The sequence below is a fragment of the Eudoraea adriatica DSM 19308 genome, assembly GCF_000382125.1.
Taxonomy (GTDB): domain Bacteria; phylum Bacteroidota; class Bacteroidia; order Flavobacteriales; family Flavobacteriaceae; genus Eudoraea; species Eudoraea adriatica.
In genome coordinates this window covers 446,675-466,951 of record NZ_KB907546.1, presented here as the reverse complement: position 1 = coordinate 466,951, position 20,277 = coordinate 446,675, and the positions used below count along the sequence as shown (strand labels likewise).

Here is a 20,277-nt window from a genome sequence, read left to right as displayed (position 1 = left end):
GTTATACATACTGCTAGAATCTCACAATGTAGATTCGCAAAAATCCACAGAAACATTAAATAAAATGTTGGAAAATAATGACAATAAACTACAGGATACTGTAGGGGGAGAAAATATTTCAGAAACTACTGAATCTAATCAGGAATCAGAGAAAAGCACTGAACCGGATAATAAATCTAAGGAATCTGTGGCCGCTGATGGGTCAGAAAAGGTTGAAGAAGATATTCATGATGAGATAAATGAATCTAATGCCGAAGATGCGGAAGATAAGGACAATACCCGGAGGCATCACATACCAATCCTTGACTATCATTCCATGTCCATGGAAAATCTCGTTGGGGAATTGCAAAGGTTGGTTCGAAATGAGAAAGTACAGGCCATAAAAAAACATGTTGATGGCATAAAACACGAATTTGACTTAAAATTCCAGGATTTTTTAGAACTTAAAAAGGAAGATTTCATAAGTAAAGGTGGTAACGAAATTGACTTCAGATATAATTCTGTTACAAAAAGGCAATTTAATGAGGTCTATTCGGAATACAGAGAAAAAAGAAATGTATACTACAAGAATCTCGAGCAAAATCTACACGAAAATCTCGCAAAAAGACTAGAGATTATTGAAGAGCTTAAGGGACTCGTCAATGTTGAGGAAGACATAAATACCACTTATAAAAATTTCAAAGATATTCTGGAAAGATGGCGAAATGCAGGACCAATTCCAAGGAACAAATACAATGACGTATGGAGGACGTACCATCATCATATTGAAATTTTTTACGATTTCTTACACCTTAACCGGGAATTGAGGGACCTGGATTTTAAACATAATTTAGAAGAAAAATTAAAACTGGTTGAATGTGCTGAAGCTTTGCTGGAAGAAGAGGATCTCAATAAGGCATTCAGGGAATTACAAACTCTCCACAAGGTTTGGAAGGAGGATATAGGACCTGTTGACAGGGAACATAGAGAAGAAATCTGGAAACGCTTTAGCGATGCTACAAAAGCAATGCATCAAAGGAGACAGGATTATTTTAAGGATCTTGACAAGGTATATGAGCAAAACTTAGAAAAGAAAAAAAGCATTATTGAAAAAATCGTTGAAATAGGATCTCATGTTGCCGGTAATCACAAGGACCTTCAAAAACAAATAAGAGATATAGAAGCACAGCGCGATGCTTTCTTTAAGGCCGGCAAAGTACCTCAAAATGTAAATGAACAAACCTGGGCAGAGTTTAAAGAAGCTGTTAGAGTGTTTAACAGAAATAAAAATGCCTATTATAAAAAACTTAAAAAAGATCAACAGGAAAATCTCGAAAGGAAAAGAGAGCTTCTTCAATTGGCAGAATCTTTAAAAGATAGTGAAGACTGGGACACTGCAACTCCTGAATTGAAAAGAATACAGAAAGAATGGAAAACAATTGGGCATGTGCCACGAAAGTATTCTGATAAGATATGGAATGATTTCAAAAATGCGTGTAATCATTATTTTGACAGGTTACATACAATAAAAAATAAAGCCCATAATGAGGAGACGGCAAACTTTGATAAAAAATTTGCTTGCCTGGAAAAACTAAAAGCGTTCCAGCTAAGCGGTGATAAAGACAAAGACCTTGCTATACTGAAGTCTTTTATTGATGAATGGAAGACCTATGGACGGGTTCCTTTCAATAAAAAGAATATAAACGTGAAGTTCAACACTATTCTGGATGCCATATTCAAAAAGCTGGATGTAAGCAAGCAAGAATCGGAACTAATCAAATACGGGGACAAGCTCAAAAAACTTGCGAATGCCGATAATGAAAGAGCCCTGCTCAATGAGCGTACTTTCATACGAAGAAAAATAGATGAAAGCTTAAGCGAAATTCGCCAATTAGAAAACAATTTACAATTCTTTTCAAATACTTCCGGAGACAATCCACTGGTTAAAGATGTCGTGAAGAACATAGATCGTCAGAAGGAAACTCTGGTTACATGGAAAGCAAAGTTGAAAAATCTGAACATATTGCAGCATAATCTGAACAAAGAAGAAATTGAATCAGAAGAAGAGACGGACAGTTCGGAAGACAACTAGAATTATTACATAAAATATCCTTTTGGTTATTTCAAACAATTATTGAAGTATCTCTATTTTTACATTTCTAAATTTAATTCTTCCTGGTTCGGCCGCCTGAAGGGCAATATAGCCTTCAGCTAAATCATCATCATAAATATCGGCTGTTAGTTTACCATTGATCCAGGTGCGGATGTGGTTATTATCACAAGTAATTTTATAGCTATTCCACTTACCAATTGTCTGAACATCTACCAATGGTTTTGTCCTGGTAACAATAGATCCGGTTCTTGATTCCTGATCAGGATGGTAATCCCAAATATTCATCTCATAACAGTCCGTGTTTGAGATCTCTTTATTTTTACATCGCACAAATATGCCAGAATTAATACCTGCATCAGGATAAAACTCGAGGGATAGCGTAAAATTTTGATATTTATTATTTGACATTATAAATCCAGTGCCACCTACAGATGAACCAACCAGCAGATCCTCTTCAAAATTCCAGCCTGCCCTTCCATCCTGAAACCAATCATTTGAATCCTTCGTAAAAATTACCTTTTCGGAATTCTCACCCAAGCCGCAGGAATTAAACATTAGTAATGCACAAAACAAACCTAAACTTCTCAACTTTTTAATCATAATCAATACTGTTATAATTGGTAAAATTATAAATATTTATAATTATTCTTCCATATTATGGAAGTTTGATTTTAATTTAGAAAACAGAACCACTAATTTAATTCTCCTGCACACGGCATATTCAAAATCTATTTTACCAAATCAAAAATCCTGGTATATTTTATAATTATACTGTTGTTCAATGGGTCATTGTCCTGTAAATTATGATTATATACCACAAATAGTCCTGTGTTTGCCCTTTGTAACCAGCCAAATCTGAAATTAAATGCCCAAAGTCTGTTTACTGTATTATTTTGGACAAGTCCTTGCAGCAGGACGTTTGGTTTAAAAGCATAAGTTAATCTGGTTTGAAAAACATTTGCCGTAAAATCCCCTCCCGGAAGTTCAAATTTATTATACTGATAAGTAAGGCCCGCATTAAATTTTTCGCCAGATCTTAATTGTAAGGTTGCCGTATTAAGGTATCTCATACCACCAAAAGAACCTCCAAATACAGACCTTATATTTACAGATACCGGTTTGGAACCATTTGTGAAAAAGACTAGCTGCCCCTCAGCATGTTTATAGGTTCCGGGTTCTACAATTACGCCTTCATAAATCTCAAATGGTTCGAGAAGGCCTTCTGTAGTCAAATTTATACCGGTATGTATTTCTGTGCCATTTTTAAACTCCCAGTGGTTGTCAATATGTAAAAAACCCGTTTCCTGAAATCCATCAAAATTCCAGTATCCCCGGTATGATACATGCGGTCTGTATTCTAATATTTTTGAATTTTCGTTCCTGGGCCTGAGGTGATAAAGCACCAGGGCCTCCGGTTTTCGGAATGCTGAGCGCAAAAGAAACCCTACTTCGGGATTAAACCCCTGACCTACTTCTGTGTAAGCGGCACGCATTTCCAAATTGTCCCAATTATAGTCAGCCTGAAATTTAAAAGCATGTTCATTGATAGTGTCATAAGATCCTGAAGTCTGTGCGTAAAAACCTGATAATCTTGCCTTTCTGCCCAGTCCAAGTTTTCCATCTATAGAATAAGTCCGGTTATAATCATCGCTTGATTCCAGACCGGAGCGATTAACAAAAACGCCTCCTAAAGCAGTCCTTCCTTTGAATTCATGGTTAACCCGGGCTACGGTAAAATTATTTTTTTCTATCCCTGCTTCGTTCACATCATCCGTAAACATAGTAAGCAAACCCACATTGGTTCTGTTTAATTTACCGGAAAGTCTTGCCCCACCAATAATTGGAACAATACTTCCGTTGTCACCTATCCCTATACGCCTACTAAAAAAAAGGTCCACCTCTCCTGGGCTTCCAACTGTAAATAACCCGGCATTTTCTAAAAAAAAAGGTCGTTTTTCCGGAAAGAATAAATTAAACCTATCGAGGTTTACCTGCTGATCATCTACCTCTACCTGAGCAAAATCAGTATTATAAGTAAGATCAAGAGTGAGACTTGGTGTAATGCTGTATTTTATATCTCCGCCAATTTCAGGTGTAGTTTCCGTTTTGCGTTCGCCAGAACTATAGTCCTTGTCTAACCTGCCCAAAACATATGGTATTACTTTAAGATTGCCGGGGCTCCGTAATTCCAATCCGGTTAATGTCCCGGCGAGTGACAGTCTGTATAATGTAAAACCGATGGGCATCTGCGCCCAATAGACAATTTCATTCGTCTTGCGAATATTTCTTCGAAAGTTTATTCCCCAGTCTTTCCCGGCCTGAAAACGAATTGTCCGTAACGGAATGGCAAATTCTGCGCTCCATCCATATTCCTTAACTTGTGCCTTTACCGTATATGAGGCATCCCAATTAAGGTTAAAACCACCAATAGTACCAGATTGTTGCCGGTTTACATTTCTATTGCCCTGTCCTTCGTTATCTACCTGGCCATCATATTCAATTCCCAGTGAGTTTGTTCCAAACACAAATCCATTCTGTCCATCTTTATACGTGTCCAGGACAAAAATAAAGGCATCCGTGTTATCTAAATTGGCGTCTCTTCTGGGATCAGAAACTACCAGCTTTTTTGGTTGAGAATCAAAACAAATTACAGAAAGAAAGAACGTCTCCTGGGTATATGCAATTCGAATCTCTGTTTTCTCTGATGCAGGATTTCCAAAATTAGGCTGAACCTGATACATATCCCCAAAGGGGGTTATTTGTTTCCATATTTCATCATCCATTACTTCCCCGTCTATCACGGGTTTTATATTAATTGGAATCGCTCTGGCTACAGGCCGATCTTTAGTATCATAGGTGGAAGCTGCAACCTGGCAATGGAGATATGACGTACCATAAAAAATATAAATGAAGAAGAATAAAAAATACGTAACCCGCATGAGATGGTGGTTAGTCTGGTTATTTAAAAGTACCAATATTTTCGAAATTACAAGGGAGCTTTATCAAAGAATTATTTGTTCCTGCGATATTTCTGATAAGGAAGACAAAACAATGGATTACCAGATTAAACCAACTTAAATTTTTATATTTAAAGACTATAAATATCTAACTATGAAAAAACCAACTTATTCCGATTTCCAGTTTCTATTTCTTCTATTTTCATTTGTATTTACTTTTGGGCAGTCTTCAACTGTATCCGATGAAACGATCTCAGGATTCTCAGAAATACGTCTTGACAGGTATTCAAAATTTTTAAATACTGAAATAGCGGAAGGGAGAATACCCGGGGCAGTTTCCTATATATACCGTAATGGCCGGATAGTACAAAAAGAGGCTTATGGATACAGCAGTTGGGAAGCAAAGGAACCGATGCAACAAGACAATATTTTTCATATTATGTCTATGACCAAGCCAATAATCTCGGCCGCCTTTTTAATGCTGTATGAGGAAGGGTATTTTTTTCTCACAGATCCTGTTTCAAAATATCTCCCCCAGTTTAAAGACTTCAAAGTATCTATTGACGTAAATAAAGGAATAAATGGTGCCACAGTACCTGCAAAATCTGAAATTACTATTCATCAACTGCTGACACACACGGCCGGGTTTACCCATGGCATTGGCGGCACAACCCTGGACAATGAAATTGCCCAGGCCATTTACGTTGAGCCCCAAACCTCCATCGAAAGCAGGGTTAACACACTTATAGACTTACCCCTTATAGGTAATCCCGGAGAGCAGTGGCATTATAGCGCTTCCCCTGATGTATTGTCTCTGCTAATTGAACATTTTTCCGGAATGACTACAGCGGAATTCCTTCAAATTAGAATTTTTGATCCTTTAGACATGAAGGATACCGGATATAATATACCTGTTAACGACAAGGGCAGATGGGTTCCTGTTCATAATATTAGTGAGGAAGGAAAATTAATAAACTCTAAACAACAGTTGCCCATAGAAGGTAATATGGTCTATGGAGGTACTCACGGACTTTTTTCCACGGCAGATGACTATATGAAATTTTGTCGGATGATGCTCAACGGTGGTAAAGCCAACAGCAAACAATTATTGAGCCCCAAAACAGTGGAATTAATGACAATGAACCAGGTAGGTGACTTATATGATGGACAAGGATTTGGTCTTGGTTTTGGAATAACCACAGATGTTGCTAATAGTAAAGCTCTTGGTTCCAAAGGAGCATTTTATTGGAGCGGAGCATACAGCACCTACTTTTTCATAGATCCAAAAGAAGATTTAATAGCCATCTTAATGACTCAGGTTCAGCCATATAGTAACTACTATGGCAAAAAATTTTCGCAATTTGTTTATCAGGCACTGGTAGAGGAAAACTAGGCAAATTTTTAGAACTAAAATACCAGGTATATGAAAAAGGAACAATCGCTTTTGTCTTAAAATATAGGCTGGTGCCTACTGTTGAGGCCCTGGTTCAGTAGGGTTTTCAAATTGTATAAAAGATTATGGAAAATGTTGCTTCGTATCTACCCTTATTGGTGTTGGACCATTTTTCCAAAGGAAGAACTACTTTCTATTATTCCAAAATTGTTGAACTTTCCCCTAATTAAAAGTATCTTGCTTTTTTTTTAAGACATGAAACTTTTTCCGGTTATTTTCTTTGCGCTTATAAGTATTTCTGTTCTTGCCCAGGACGCTTCCCGCTTTGAGGAAGAAATTCAGGAAATTCAGGGAAAGTACGACACCCTATGGGACAATACCAGGGAGACCATAGTTTTTACAGGTAGTTCAAGCATTAGATTATGGAAAGATCTTCAGGGAATTTATCCTCAATACCAAATTGTAAATACAGGTTTTGGTGGCTCTGAGTCTTCTGATTTATTGACATATACAGATGAATTGATATTACAATTCAATCCAAAAAAAGTATTTATATATGAGGGAGATAACGATATAAATGCCAATAAAAAACCCAAGGACATAATTACAGTATTCAAAGAAATTATATTAAAAATTAAAAATAGTAATCCAGACACCTGGATCGTAATTATTTCTGCCAAACCCAGTCTGGCTCGCTGGCATCTAAAAGGAAAATACAAAAGACTAAATCGAAAGTTTTGTCGATTAGGCAAAAAAGAGCAGAAAATTGATTACGCCAATATCTGGAATATCATGCTTGACGGAAAGAAATTAAGGCAGGACATATTCATCGAGGATGGTCTGCACCTGAATTCAAAAGGGTATGAATTATGGAATCAAATAATCAGTAATTATATTCAATAAAAATAAAATAATGATAAAATCAACTCTAATTAAATCGTTTGTCCTGCTAATTGCATTGGTCACCTTCTTGGCATGCCAGGAGAATAAGGTGAAAGAAATAAATTTTCCACCAACAGATCTGGGTTCAGAAAATTTGATCCCAAAACCGCTTAAAATTATACCTACTCACAATGCCTTTGGATTGGATCATACAACGGCGATCTATACATCACAATCCGACAAAAGTTTTGAGGGAGTAGGCTCCTATCTTGCAGATAAAATAAAATCAAAAACAAATTTAAGATTGCCTGTAAACGCGGCAGATGCAGGTAAAGTTAGCCGAATGATCTTTATAAACCAATCTGATAGTGAGGAACTTGAAGGCCCGGAAGCATACCAGTTATATATTTCCAAAGATTCAATTATAGTTAATGCAAAAACATCTGAAGGTGCATTTCGAGGAATACAGACCCTTAGGCAGCTAATCCCTGAAACCAGTAATGACACACTTGCTGAGATGCCTTTATGGCCTATTCCCACAGGAAAGATATTGGATGAGCCTAATTTTGAATTCCGTGGTTCTATGTTGGATGTTGCTCGTCATTTCTTCAGTGTTGATGATGTTAAAAAATATATTGATATTCTGGCATACTATAAGATCAATGTATTGCACCTCCATCTGACAGATGACCAGGGGTGGCGTATAGAAATTAAATCCTGGCCGAAGCTAACCGAGGTGGGCGGCAGCACGGAAGTTGGCGGAGAAGCGGGCGGTTTCTTTACACAGGAAGATTATAAAGAACTTGTGGCCTATGCACAGCAACGATATATGATGATAATTCCTGAAATTGATATGCCCGGGCATACTAATGCAGCTTCGGTCTCCTACCCTATTCTAAATGGCAATGGAAAAACACCTGAATTATATGAGGGTACTTCTGTTGGTTTTAGCACCTTTGACACCAGAAAGGATACTATTTATTCGTTTGTGGATGATGTAATTCGCGAGATTTCTGCTATAACCCCTGGGCCATACATCCATATTGGCGGGGATGAAAGCCATGTTACCAAAAAAAATGATTACATCTACTTTGTAAATAAAGTTGAAAAGATTGTACAGAAATACGGGAAACAAATGATAGGCTGGGATGAAGTAGCTACCGCGGATCTTGATAGTACATCCATTGCCCAGTTTTGGGCCAGCCGGGAAAATGTTGAAGAAGCGGTTCAAAAAGGAATGAAAGTCATTCTTTCTCCTGCCACGAAAGCATATTTGGATATGCAATATGACACCCTTTCTAAATATGGATTACATTGGGCGGCCTATATCCCTGTAGATACGGCTTATGTTTGGTCTCCGGATAGTTATGCAGGTATTCCAAAGGAAAGTATTTTAGGTGTTGAAGCTCCACTTTGGTCCGAAACTATTAGCAATATTGATGAATTGGAATATCTTGCATTTCCAAGGGTCATCGGATATTCTGAATTGAGTTGGAGTACTGAAGAAAACCGAAACTGGGATGACTTTAAGGTCCGGCTTGCCAACCAGGCACCCTATTTAGACCGCATGAATGTAAAATATTACCCATCCGAATTAATCGATTGGAAAAAAAGTAAATTTTCGTATAAGGAGATCGAAAAAGACTAGTTATTTGGAAATTTAATCCTTTACATCTGCTGTGCCGGATTCTTCTTCAGGTTCGGTAAAATCTGTTATTCCATGATCGTGTAAAATATTATACCATTGAATAACTTTCTTTATATCACTAACATAGACCTTGTCTTCATCATAATTTGGCAATACCTCAAAAAAATATTCCTCAAGACTTAATTTGTCATCTTTGTGCTTTACGGAGGTTTTACCTCCTTTTTCCTTGAGTTGAATTTTTTCGAACACAGCTCTTAGCGGAAGTTCTTCCTCTAAGGTATAAATAGCAATTTCGGAAAGTACGCTCACATTGCTGCTCATACCCACAGTAACTTTTCTATTGTCGAGAAGAGACTCGGCAACAAGTCTGGTTCTGGTTTGGGTCAGTAATTTGTAAAGCCCGGGTCTCCCCCCTATGGAAAGTATTTTATCTAAACTCATATATAGTATATAACATAAAGCTTTGCGCTCTATGAAGTTAATCCCATGTATTTAGCGCACCTTTTTTAAATCAGGGAAACGCATTTTATAATCCACATTTATTTTACCTTTTGAGATATTGGTAAGTTTACCTTTAAGCAGCCTTTTTTTAAGACTGGATAGTTTATCTGTAAAAAGGATCCCCTCAATATGATCATATTCGTGTTGTATTACTCTGGCTAAAAGGCCATTATAGGTCTCTTTATGCGGCTTGAAATTTTCGTCCATATAGCTAATTTCAATAGTATCCAGGCGACTTACATCCTCACGAATATCAGGAATACTAAGACAGCCTTCGTTAAAAGTCCAATTAGTGCCGGATTGCTGCTCAATCTTTGCATTAATAAATACTTTTTTAAAATTTCTAAGAGCCTCTTGTTCTTCCGGAGTTAATTCATCATCCTCAGCAAAAGGTCCGGTATCCACCAGGAATAATCGAATTGGAAGTCCAATTTGCGGAGCAGCCAGCCCAACGCCATTTGCATTATACATGGTTTCCCACATATTGGCAATTAATTCCTTTAGTTGGGGGTAATCTTTGGTTATTGTTTTGCCTGTTTTTCTTAAAACAGGGTCTCCATATGCTAAAATAGATAAAGTCATTCTACTATATTCTGTTTAAATACGATTGTAAAATAAGGGTCGCACTAATCTCATCTATTAATCCCTTATTCTGACGTTTTTTCTTCTTAAGCCCGGAATTGACCATGGTTTGAAAAGCAAGTTTTGATGTAAACCGTTCATCCTGCCGATCAACAGGAATTAATGGGAAAGATTCTTTTAACCTTTTCAAAAATACCTGAATAGCTTCTTCCGATTCAGATGGTGAATTATCTCGTTGTTTAGGTTCACCAACAACTATGCGGGCAATTTTTTCCCGGGCTGCATAATCCTTAAGAAACTGCAAAAGTTCTTTGGTGTTCACCGTAGTTAAGCCGGAAGCAATAAGCTGTAACTCATCCGTAACGGCTATCCCAGTGCGTTGTTTACCATAGTCCAGTGCAATAATTCTCGCCAAATCAATTTTTTTGCAAAAATACGGGATAAATTGTTACGCCTATAAAAATTAAAGATTTATTAATAGTTACCCCCTATATTTGCGCAAATTATTCTGACATTATGACTACACTCCGAAATACTATTGAAAAAGCCTGGGAAGACAGAGAACTGCTTAAAGAAGCTAAAACACAAGAAGCCATACGAGAGGTCATTCAGTTAATTGATGATGGAAAATTACGATGTGCAGAACCTGTAAAAGGTGGTTGGCAAATAAATGAATGGGTTAAAAAGGCAGTTGTACTTTACTTTCCAATTCAAAAAATGGAGACTCTTGAAGCAGGTATTTTTGAATACCACGATAAGATTCCGCTAAAGAGAGGTTACAAGCGCAAAGGGATACGTGTTGTTCCTCATGCCGTTGCCAGACACGGTTCATACATTTCTAAAGGTACGATCCTGATGCCTAGTTATGTTAATATTGGCGCCTATGTAGATGAAGGCACTATGGTTGACACCTGGGCCACTGTTGGGAGCTGCGCTCAAATTGGAAAAAATGTTCATTTAAGTGGCGGCGTTGGTATTGGGGGAGTTTTAGAACCCCTCCAGGCGGCCCCTGTAATAATTGAAGACAATGCCTTTATTGGCAGTAGATGTATTGTTGTTGAGGGTGTTAGGGTTGAACAGGAAGCCGTATTGGGAGCAAATGTGGTATTAACTGCTTCCACAAAAATAATTGATGTTACCGGAGATAAACCTATAGAGCGGAAAGGTCTGGTGCCAGCGAGATCCGTGGTAATCCCCGGAAGCTATACCAAAAAATTTCCTGCAGGGGAATATCAGGTGCCCTGTGCTCTGATTATTGGTGTACGTAAAGCAAGTACAAACAAAAAAACTTCACTTAATGAAGCCCTAAGGGAATATAATGTAGCAGTTTAATTTTTTCAAAAAATATTGTTTTCAATAATATTTTCTCTTATTTATAGTTATAACTTTGTTAATTGTTCAGGAAAACTGCATATATCATTGAAAAAATGAATAGTTCCGAAGAGAAAATATCAGCTGTAATTATTACATATAATGAAATTGGATACATAGAAAAGTGTATCCAATCAATAGATTTTGCAGATGAAATAATTGTAGTTGATTCCTTTAGCACAGATGGAACGTATGAATATCTGCTCAATTTAGAAAATGTAAAGGTAATTCAACATCCTTTTGACAACTTTACGTTACAAAAATCGTTTGCTCTAAAACAGGCCGCCAATGATTGGGTTCTATTTTTGGATGCCGATGAGGTTGTTCCCGAAAATCTTAAAAATGAGATTATTGAAACCCTGAACTCTACTCCTGAACACGCTGCTTACTGGTTTTACAGGAAGTTTATGTTCCAGAATAAATCCTTGCGATTTAGCGGATGGCAAACAGATAAGAATTATCGCTTGTTTAGAAAAAGTAAAGTTAAATTTTCTGAAGAAAAATTAGTGCATGAGACTCTGGATGTTGATGGTTCTTCAGGAATTCTAAGTGAAAAGCTCATCCATTATTGCTATAAAAATTTTCGGGAATATAAAGATAAAATAATAAGCTATGGCAGATTAAAGGCCAAAGAATCATTTTTCAAAGAGAAGAAATTTAATTATGCCTATATGATCCTTAAGCCAAGTTGGAAATTTTTGCATCGCTATATCTTTCGCTTAGGTATACTAGATGGCAAAAAAGGGATTATAATCTGTTACCTTGATTCACTCGGCGTTCTGGAGCGCTACAGAGAATTAAAACGATTGGAGACAAAAAATCAACTGGCTTATTATTTAGCTATCACAGAATAAGTTGTGTCACTCATATTTTCCATTACATCATTGAGTACATCCATAAAGCTGGCATTACTAACCTCTTATATTTTTTAAGTTTTTACTATTTTCAGGTATTTTAAGTATTTCTATAAGCGAAATTTTACTTTAAACATCCCGCTGAAGTCAAAGCATTTTTTAGGTATAATGAGTGCCCGGTGAATATCTTTTTATTGGGTCTAACACAGTATCCTTTGTTTAATCTCCTCATTATTTTGGAAAGCATATTAGGATATGCTAGGCAAAAAACTACATTTGTATTACCAGTAAAAGCAAATAATTTTTAATGAATACTGTAAGTGTTATAGTAAGGACCTCCGACCAACCCGCATTGTTGGAAAAGGTTCTTTGGGGCTTCAATTGCCAGACTTACAAGGATTTTGAATTGATTATTGCCGATGAAGGGTCACCGAAACCAACTAAAGAATTGGTTGAAAAAATAAAAACCAGTATGCGCTTTGAGATAAGTCATATTTGGCGCGAAGGTAATGGGCTTCAGAAAGGGAAAATATTGAATGAGGCCATATTATCATCTAATACAGATTATATCCTATTAACCGAAGGCAATTGTATTCCCAGAGAGGATCTGGTTCAGGTTCACTACATAAATAAGGAACCCAATACAATAATTTCCGGAGTCTCTTATTTGTTGCCTTTGCATATATCCGAGACTTTAACGCAAAAGGACATAGAAGAACAAAATTGCTTCAAAATAGACTGGCTTAAGAGAAAAGGAATAACAAAATTATCCAAAGGAACCAGGAGTAGGGCAAGAAGATTTATATCAAAATTTCATGACGCCCTAACTCCTGTAAAGTACAGCTGGAACGAACACAATTCTTCAGGATGGAAAAAAGATTTAGTTAAGGTTTTTGGTATTAAAGAGAATAATGAAGGTATAGGCAATCTCACTACAGAACATTTACAAAATCATGGAATAAGGTCCAAGCAACTCAGATACAGCGCAGCCTGTGTGCATATAGATCAAAGAAGCACTCCTGAAAACGCAGTTGTTCTTAAAAAGAATAAGGAAAACATGAAATTTCTTGTTCTTCAGCAAAAAATGATAGGGGATGTACTGGCAAGTACCATTATCTGTCGTACTCTAAAACAATTGTACCCCGAATGTACCGTTCATTACGTTGCAAATGAAAATACTCTGGCTGTTTTGGAAAACAATCCGCATATAGACCAAATCATTGTATTTAAAAAGGAGTTTAGCGAAAATAAAAAAGCCTTTTATTTATTTTTAAGATCGATTAGAAAACAATCCTATGATGTAGTAATAGATGCATACGGTAAATTAGAAAGCAACCTAATTTCACTTTTTGCCCGGGCTGAGCGTAAAATAGCTCATTACAGGTGGTATAAATCCTGGGTGTACACCGATACGGTAAATGAAAGCAAACAAGCCGACAAAGAGAATTCACTTGCCAACAAAATCAGATTGGAATTACTTAATCCAATCGCTCCTGAGTTCAATGACTACTCCATCTCACCTAAATTATACCTCAGTAAGGAGGAAATTGTTCTGGCCAAACAAAAAGTTAGTGCATTAAAAACAAATTCTAAGCAGAAATTAATCATGATAAGTATATTAGGTAGTAGTGCCTTAAAAACTTATCCCGCTCACTATATGTCCAAAGTTGTTGATTTAATTTGTTCAAATACTGATGGCATCATCCTTTTTAACTATTTACCAAATCAAAAAGATGAGGCCAGGGCTATTTATGACCAGTGCAACGAAGTATCCAAATCAAAAATATATTTTGATTTTTACGCAACTTCTTTAAGAGAATTTATTCTGATTCTCTCCCAGTGTAATGCCCTGATTGGAAACGAAGGAGGGGCCGCCAACATGGCTAAGGCGCTTGGAATACCTACATTTTGTCTTTTTAGTCCCTACATTGTTAAAGCGGCCTGGCATGATAGCACATCGTTATTGAACACAGCTATTCATCTTAATGATTATCACCCTGAATTATTTGTCAACATGAACAAAAAGAAAATCAAAAAAGTTATTGATTCGCTGTACGATTATTATAAACCCACTCTATTTGAAGACCAGTTATTACTTTTTCTGAAAAAGTACTGCAGGAATGCCATTCTAGATAATTCATTAAATGAGAAGTACTAAATTCGATTTATCGGTAATCATCATTAATTACAATTCCTATGAGTTTACGCGGGAGTGCGTTAAAAGTGTTTTGAAAAACACGACTAGTACTGTATCCTACGAAATTATTATTGTTGATAATGCGTCCAAAAAGGAAGATTATGCAGAGTTGAAGAATTATATTTCTGGGCTGAAGTATTCTAATGTGCGGCTTTACAGGAGCAGGATAAATACTGGTTTTGGCGGCGGCAACATGTATGCTGTTCAGTTTGCCAATTCGAAGTATTACCTCTTTTTAAACAACGACACTTTGCTAATAAACGATCCCATAAAAATATGTTTTGATTTTATGGAAAAGACGAAGGATGCGGCTTTATGCGGACCACAAATCTTTAATGAGCATCAGATAAAAGAGGTTAGTTTCGATCATTTCACTTCTCTTGGAAGGGAAATTTTTGGCAAAAAAATGTTGGAATTTATTTTTCCGGGGACCAAGCCCAACAGACGAAAGCTCTATACCAAGCCATTATCTGTAGATTATGTAAATGGCAGTTTCATGTTTTTTAGGGCTAAGGATTTTGATTCTGTAGGAGGGTTTGATACAAATATTTTCCTTTACTTCGAAGAAAGTGATATATGTTACAGGTTAAAGAAGAAAAGCAAAAAAACCTATTTTATCCCCTCTGCATCTTACCTACATTATCAGGGAAAGAGCATTGGAAATACTTCCTGGAATATTAAAACTAAAATTGAACTTAAAACCTCTATGTTCTACGTTATAAGAAAGAATTACGGGTATTTGCACTATCAAATATTGCGAATATTTTTTATTTTTCGCTACGGGGTTGTATCTATTATAAAACCTAAATATTTCAGATTATTCCATCGTATATTAATAGGACTCCCCTTAGGTAAGTCATTGAAGCATGAGCAGCGTATTATCTGACAGAAAACCATTCAATGTTTAAAAAAGAAATTGATAACTCAATTACAATTCTGAATGAGGGCGGCCTTATTCTTTATCCAACAGATACAGTTTGGGGTATTGGTTGTGATGCAACCAACAAAGAAGCAATAGAGAAAATATTCAAATTAAAAAAAAGGTCAGATAAAAAGACAATGATCTGTCTGGTTGCCAATCAGTTCATGCTCGAACAATATGTAGAGAAAGTCCCTGAACCTGCTTATGACATCATGGATCTCTCCGAACGACCGGTTACTATTATTTATGACAACCCCAGAGGCGTTGCCGATAATCTTATTGCTGAGGACAATACGCTGGCAATTAGAGTAGCATCTGATAATTTTTGTCAGCAATTAATTAAAAAATTCAATAGACCCATTGTTTCAACTTCTGCAAATATTGCAGGTGAACCGACACCCGGAAGTTTTTCAGAAATAAGTGAATTGATTTTAAAAGGTGTGGACTATGTGGTAAATTTGGAACAGAAAAAAATTAACAATTCACCTTCTTCGATTATTAAATTGGGTAATGATGGAATTGTAAAAATTATCCGAAAGTAAAACAGGGGGAAATCTTAACTTATTATTCCGGATTACCTCCCATCCAGGCAAATCAACTCAGAAGTGATCTGAATTATGACACTGACTAATTTCAAAAAAAGCTTACGGGATTCTATTTTTAAGACTATTGCAGACTCCGCTGAGGAACTCTCAATAGACAGTTTTGTAATAGGGGGTTATGTCAGGGATCTTTTATTGCAAAGAGGTAAATCGAAAGATATAGACATAGTTGCTGTAGGCAGTGGAATAGAACTTGCCAAAAAAGTAGCCGGAAAACTTAAAGGAAATCCCAGGGTATCTGTCTTTAAGAATTTTGGGACCGCAATGATCAAGCATCATGCTTGGGAAATAGAATTTGTAGGTGCCAGAACTGAAAGCTATACAAGGGATAGCAGAAAACCTGTTGTGGAAAATGGAACACTTCTGGATGACCAGAAAAGACGCGATTTTACTATTAATACTATGGCTATATCACTTAATGAAACTGATTTTGGCCAGCTAATTGATCCTTTTGATGGGGTCAGGGATCTGAAAAATAAAATAATTCGAACCCCATTGGATCCCTCAATAACTTATTCTGATGATCCTTTAAGGATGATGAGAGCCATTAGGTTTGCTGCACAACTTGGTTTTAACATCGAATTAAAATCGCTTCAGGCTATTATAGAAAATAAAGATCGAATTAAAATAATATCTCAGGAACGTATCGTTGATGAACTACACAAAATTTTGGAATGCGATCAGCCATCTATTGGTCTGAAACTTTTACATACTACAGAGTTACTACCCCTTTTGCTACCCGAATTAACTGCTTTGGAAGGTATTGAAGAAATTGAAGGACAGCGCCACAAAGACAATTTCTGGCATACTCTTGAAGTTGTGGACAATATTGCCGGGATGTCAGACAATTTATGGCTGCGATGGGCCGCCTTATTGCATGATATAGGCAAGGCCCCTACCAAAAAATTTGACAAAAAGATAGGCTGGACTTTTCACGCACATGAGTTTATAGGTTCTAAAATGGTCTATAAATTATTTAAAAGGTTGCATATGCCATTAAACGACAAAATGAAATTTGTCCAGAAAATGGTGCGCATGAGTTCAAGACCTATAATTCTTTCTCAGGATAATGTAACAGATTCAGCTGTCAGGAGGTTGGTATTTGATGCGGGAGAACATGTCGATGACCTTATGACACTTTGTGAGGCAGATATTACTACAAAAAATGCTAAAAAACAGAAAAAGTACAAAAACAATTTTCAGATTGTCAGACAAAAAATCATTGAAGTAGAAGAACGAGATCATTTAAGAAATTTTCAACCTCCAATAAGTGGTGAGGTAATAATGAAAACTTTTAATCTTAAACCCTCTAAGGAAATAGGAATTATAAAAGATGCTATAAAAGAAGCTATTCTGGAGGGTGAGATTCTAAATGAATATAAGCCGGCATATGACTTTATGATCAAAAAAGGCCGGGAATTGGGTCTGGAGCAAAAGTAAAAAAGTTAAATTTCCGGAAAAGTTACTAAAGCCAGCATAGAGGACCTGGGTTTTTTATTCCTTAAACTAATTATTACGCCCAAAAGCAAAACAACGGTTTTTGAAAATAAGAATAGTAATTTTGCTATAATATTAAAGCTGCAATGAAAAGGAATTTTAGAAGCGCCGCCAAAATTACCCTTGTAATGGTTTATTTAGTAATCATAGCAGGAGCTGTGGTTCGGATGACAGGCAGTGGAATGGGTTGTCCGGATTGGCCAAAGTGTTTTGGATATTATATCCCACCAACGGATGTATCCCAATTACAATGGCAACCGGAATTTACTTATAATGCCGGGCAGGTGATAATTCGTGAAGAATCGCTATGGGTTGCTAAAACAGATTTCACTACGGAGAATAATTACAATCAAGTTAATTGGGAGCCGTATAAAAAACATGACTACGCAGTTTTCAATGCGCTTCATACATGGATTGAATTTATTAACAGACTATTTGGAGCTGTGGCTGGAATAGCCACTCTTTTTTTGGCCATTGCATCAATTTCATTTTGGCGAGATGATAAAAAAATAACCTTGATATCCTGGCTTATTGTATTTGGAATGGGTTTTCAAGCATGGTTGGGGGCAACAGTAGTTTACTCTGTTCTTGAACCGGTCAAAATAACATTACATATGGTTATGGCCCTTTTTATTGTTGCTTTACTCGTCTATTTAATTTATAGATCGGATTCCATTTCTGAGAATGGAAAATATGACAAAAAAGTAATGTTTGCTATCTGGATGGCATTAGGCCTAACCCTGATACAAATTATTTTAGGCACACAAGTAAGGCAGTTCATAGATCATCAAATAGACATACTCGGGGAAAATTCCAAAAACCTTTGGCTTGCAAATCCTTCTATACAATTTTATATCCATCGATCTTTTTCAATTTTGGTTGTACTGGTCAATCTTTACATAGCATATTCCATTTATCAAAAAAAGCTGGGGTATTCGAAGATAAATTGGGTTCTGGGTCTTCTTTTTATTGAGGTAATTACAGGGGTAGTTATGTATTATTTCCATTTTCCATTTGCAAGTCAGCCACTGCATTTGATATTGGCTGCATTGCTATTTGGCATTCAATTCTATTTAGTTTTGGAGGCTTCAAAAGGATTGATTAGTCAGAAAACTTTGTAACTTTGCCCCTACCAATAAATTGGAGTTAATGATTTATAAAATCAGGATAATCCTGGATACACAAGAAGATATCTTTAGGGATATAGAAATAGAACAAAATTCTACACTTGAAGATTTTCATAATACCATTACGCAGGCCTTTGGTTTTTTAGGTAATGAGATGGCCTCTTTTTATACCTGCGATGAACTATGGAACCAGGATGAAGAAATTCCTCTTTTTGACACCAGTGAAAATGGTTCCGGTGTTCGTCTAATGAACGAAATTACATTGGAGGATATCCTGACTGAGGAAACACCCAAGCTTATATACGTATATGATTTTTTAAGTATGTGGACATTCTTTATTGAATTGGCAGACATAGTGGAAAAAGAAGATGGCCGTCAATATCCGAATGTTTTATTCAGTTTTGGTGAATTACCGGACTCCCCGCCAGAAAAGAAATTTGAATCTGATCCATCCTTTGATTTTGATGAACCTTTGGATAACTATGATGATTTGGATTTTGATGAAAATTGGAATTAAGCTTTTTAAGCCCTACCTGATTCATACTCTACACAAACACTTAACAAACTTTAATACTAATCCCTGACAAGTACTATGATCAATCTCTATGCTGCCCAAATTCAAAGCATATCACTACACCATATAGGAAATAAAAGTAAAGCAGAACCACTATTTCTTTCCAAAGAACCTTTTATCCAGGACGACGAAACCAATGGCTTATTAAAGGAGTTCTTCTTTAAACCTTTTCGGGAAAAAGAGGAATACTATTATCGTTTAACCCATGAAATTGATATAGAGTTTAACGAGGTTTATAAACTTGTATCTGAAATGTTTGAAAATCCCGAGCGGACTCATGAACTATCTTTAAGTCTGACCAAGCATTTATATGATCAATCCAACCATCCCCACATAAAAAGTGGTGAGATTTACATTGCTTATCTGACAGATATACTACTTGATAATGAAAAAACGGATGCCATAGGGATCTTTAAAAGTGAAATAAAACAGGATTTTTTACAGTTCGCTGAAAATGGCCGTAATCTGGATATGCATGTTCAAAAAGGAATCAATATCAATAAACTGGATAAAGGTTGTCTGATATTTAATGTAAACAAGTCTGATGGCTACAAGGCATTGTCCGTTGATAGCAACAGGTATGATGCCAAGTATTGGCTGGAGCATTTCCTTGGGGTAGATGCACTGGCAGATGATAACTTCTACACCAAAAATTACCTCAAATTTTGTCAAAATTTTGCAAAAGATGTTGTCCTGCCTGCAGAAGACAAAAAGCAAGAAGTTATGTTCATGAACAGGGCTGTGAACCATTTTGCAAAAAATGACGCTTTTGAAGAAACTAACTTCCTTAATGAAGTCATGGAGAACCCCGACTTAATCCCCGAATTTAAGCACTATAAAACAGAGAAAGGGCCTAAATACAGCATAGAAGATGTTTCCAGCTTTGATATTGCAAATAAGGCGGTGTCCGACACTCGCAAAAAAATAAAAAACGTTATTCATCTGGACACAAATATTCAGATCAAAATGGATTTTATAAACCCCGAATCAGCAGAAAAGTTTGTAGAAAAAGGTTGGGATGAAGAAAGACAGATGTATTACTATCTTGTTTACTTTAATAAGGAACAGAAATCTTAAT

Annotated in this window: 19 protein-coding genes; 14 read left to right on the top strand and 5 right to left on the bottom strand. The window is 36.4% G+C overall.

Annotated features, from left to right (window positions below):
• The first annotated feature begins 64 nt into the window (after positions 1 to 64).
• Positions 65 to 2,071, top strand: a complete 2,007-nt coding sequence (locus tag G504_RS0102320; RefSeq protein WP_019668519.1) for a DUF349 domain-containing protein — start codon at positions 65 to 67, stop codon at positions 2,069 to 2,071.
• 39 nt (positions 2,072 to 2,110) lie between these two features.
• Here G504_RS0102320 and G504_RS0102315 read toward each other — a convergent pair whose 3' ends face one another.
• Positions 2,111 to 2,692: a 3-keto-disaccharide hydrolase gene (locus tag G504_RS0102315; RefSeq protein WP_157473004.1), complete on the bottom strand. Its 582-nt coding sequence runs from the start codon at positions 2,690 to 2,692 to the stop codon at positions 2,111 to 2,113.
• Positions 2,693 to 2,820: 128 nt separating this feature from the next.
• Complete coding sequence (locus tag G504_RS0102310; RefSeq protein WP_205619651.1) at positions 2,821 to 4,893, bottom strand: carbohydrate binding family 9 domain-containing protein; 2,073 nt, start codon at positions 4,891 to 4,893, stop codon at positions 2,821 to 2,823.
• A gap of 106 nt (positions 4,894 to 4,999) precedes the next feature.
• Between G504_RS0102310 and G504_RS19750 the strand changes: the two genes are divergently transcribed.
• The 4 genes from G504_RS19750 to G504_RS0102295 all read left to right on the top strand — a co-directional run bounded on the left by G504_RS19750 (position 5,000) and on the right by G504_RS0102295 (position 8,972).
• Complete coding sequence (locus G504_RS19750) at positions 5,000 to 5,170, top strand: hypothetical protein (protein WP_169336888.1); 171 nt, start codon at positions 5,000 to 5,002, stop codon at positions 5,168 to 5,170.
• Positions 5,171 to 5,203: 33 nt separating this feature from the next.
• Complete coding sequence (locus tag G504_RS0102305; protein ID WP_019668516.1) at positions 5,204 to 6,442, top strand: serine hydrolase domain-containing protein; 1,239 nt, start codon at positions 5,204 to 5,206, stop codon at positions 6,440 to 6,442.
• 255 nt (positions 6,443 to 6,697) lie between these two features.
• A complete protein-coding gene (locus tag G504_RS0102300; protein ID WP_019668515.1) occupies positions 6,698 to 7,345 on the top strand; it encodes a GDSL-type esterase/lipase family protein in 648 nt (215 codons plus the stop codon).
• A 10-nt stretch (positions 7,346 to 7,355) separates the two neighbouring features.
• Positions 7,356 to 8,972 carry a family 20 glycosylhydrolase gene (locus G504_RS0102295; protein WP_019668514.1) on the top strand — a complete coding sequence of 539 codons (1,617 nt, stop codon included), beginning with the start codon at positions 7,356 to 7,358 and terminating at the stop codon, positions 8,970 to 8,972.
• 12 nt (positions 8,973 to 8,984) lie between these two features.
• Here G504_RS0102295 and G504_RS0102290 read toward each other — a convergent pair whose 3' ends face one another.
• Genes G504_RS0102290 through ruvX form a run of 3 tightly spaced genes read right to left on the bottom strand, consistent with a single transcriptional unit; the run spans position 8,985 to position 10,470 of the window.
• A complete protein-coding gene (locus G504_RS0102290) occupies positions 8,985 to 9,413 on the bottom strand; it encodes a DUF5606 family protein (protein ID WP_019668513.1) in 429 nt (142 codons plus the stop codon).
• Positions 9,414 to 9,464: 51 nt separating this feature from the next.
• Positions 9,465 to 10,055 carry a peptide deformylase gene (def, locus tag G504_RS0102285; protein WP_019668512.1) on the bottom strand — a complete coding sequence of 197 codons (591 nt, stop codon included), beginning with the start codon at positions 10,053 to 10,055 and terminating at the stop codon, positions 9,465 to 9,467.
• 4 nt (positions 10,056 to 10,059) lie between these two features.
• Positions 10,060 to 10,470 carry a Holliday junction resolvase RuvX gene (gene ruvX, locus G504_RS0102280; protein WP_019668511.1) on the bottom strand — a complete coding sequence of 137 codons (411 nt, stop codon included), beginning with the start codon at positions 10,468 to 10,470 and terminating at the stop codon, positions 10,060 to 10,062.
• 101 nt (positions 10,471 to 10,571) lie between these two features.
• On the opposite strand from ruvX, the gene G504_RS0102275 reads away from it, so the two are divergent.
• From G504_RS0102275 to G504_RS0102235, 9 genes are all read left to right on the top strand, one after another.
• A complete protein-coding gene (locus tag G504_RS0102275) occupies positions 10,572 to 11,387 on the top strand; it encodes a 2,3,4,5-tetrahydropyridine-2,6-dicarboxylate N-succinyltransferase (protein ID WP_019668510.1) in 816 nt (271 codons plus the stop codon).
• 95 nt (positions 11,388 to 11,482) lie between these two features.
• On the top strand, positions 11,483 to 12,280 hold the full coding sequence (locus G504_RS0102270; protein ID WP_040443755.1) for a glycosyltransferase family 2 protein: 798 nt from the start codon (positions 11,483 to 11,485) through the stop codon (positions 12,278 to 12,280).
• 307 nt (positions 12,281 to 12,587) lie between these two features.
• Positions 12,588 to 14,438 (top strand): glycosyltransferase family 9 protein, encoded by a 1,851-nt coding sequence (locus tag G504_RS19045; RefSeq protein WP_019668508.1) that lies wholly within the window; start codon positions 12,588 to 12,590, stop codon positions 14,436 to 14,438.
• On the top strand, positions 14,425 to 15,363 hold the full coding sequence (locus G504_RS0102260; RefSeq protein WP_019668507.1) for a glycosyltransferase family 2 protein: 939 nt from the start codon (positions 14,425 to 14,427) through the stop codon (positions 15,361 to 15,363). The genes G504_RS19045 and G504_RS0102260 overlap by 14 nt, the downstream gene beginning before the upstream one ends.
• Positions 15,364 to 15,377: 14 nt before the next feature.
• Positions 15,378 to 15,941: an L-threonylcarbamoyladenylate synthase gene (locus tag G504_RS0102255; protein ID WP_019668506.1), complete on the top strand. Its 564-nt coding sequence runs from the start codon at positions 15,378 to 15,380 to the stop codon at positions 15,939 to 15,941.
• 75 nt (positions 15,942 to 16,016) lie between these two features.
• A complete protein-coding gene (locus G504_RS0102250; RefSeq protein WP_019668505.1) occupies positions 16,017 to 17,441 on the top strand; it encodes a CCA tRNA nucleotidyltransferase in 1,425 nt (474 codons plus the stop codon).
• Positions 17,442 to 17,584: 143 nt separating this feature from the next.
• A complete protein-coding gene (locus G504_RS0102245; RefSeq protein WP_019668504.1) occupies positions 17,585 to 18,619 on the top strand; it encodes a COX15/CtaA family protein in 1,035 nt (344 codons plus the stop codon).
• 28 nt (positions 18,620 to 18,647) lie between these two features.
• A complete protein-coding gene (locus G504_RS0102240) occupies positions 18,648 to 19,142 on the top strand; it encodes an IS1096 element passenger TnpR family protein (RefSeq protein ID WP_019668503.1) in 495 nt (164 codons plus the stop codon).
• A gap of 75 nt (positions 19,143 to 19,217) precedes the next feature.
• Positions 19,218 to 20,276, top strand: a complete 1,059-nt coding sequence (locus G504_RS0102235; RefSeq protein WP_019668502.1) for a nucleoid-associated protein — start codon at positions 19,218 to 19,220, stop codon at positions 20,274 to 20,276.
• Position 20,277: the final 1 nt, after the last annotated feature.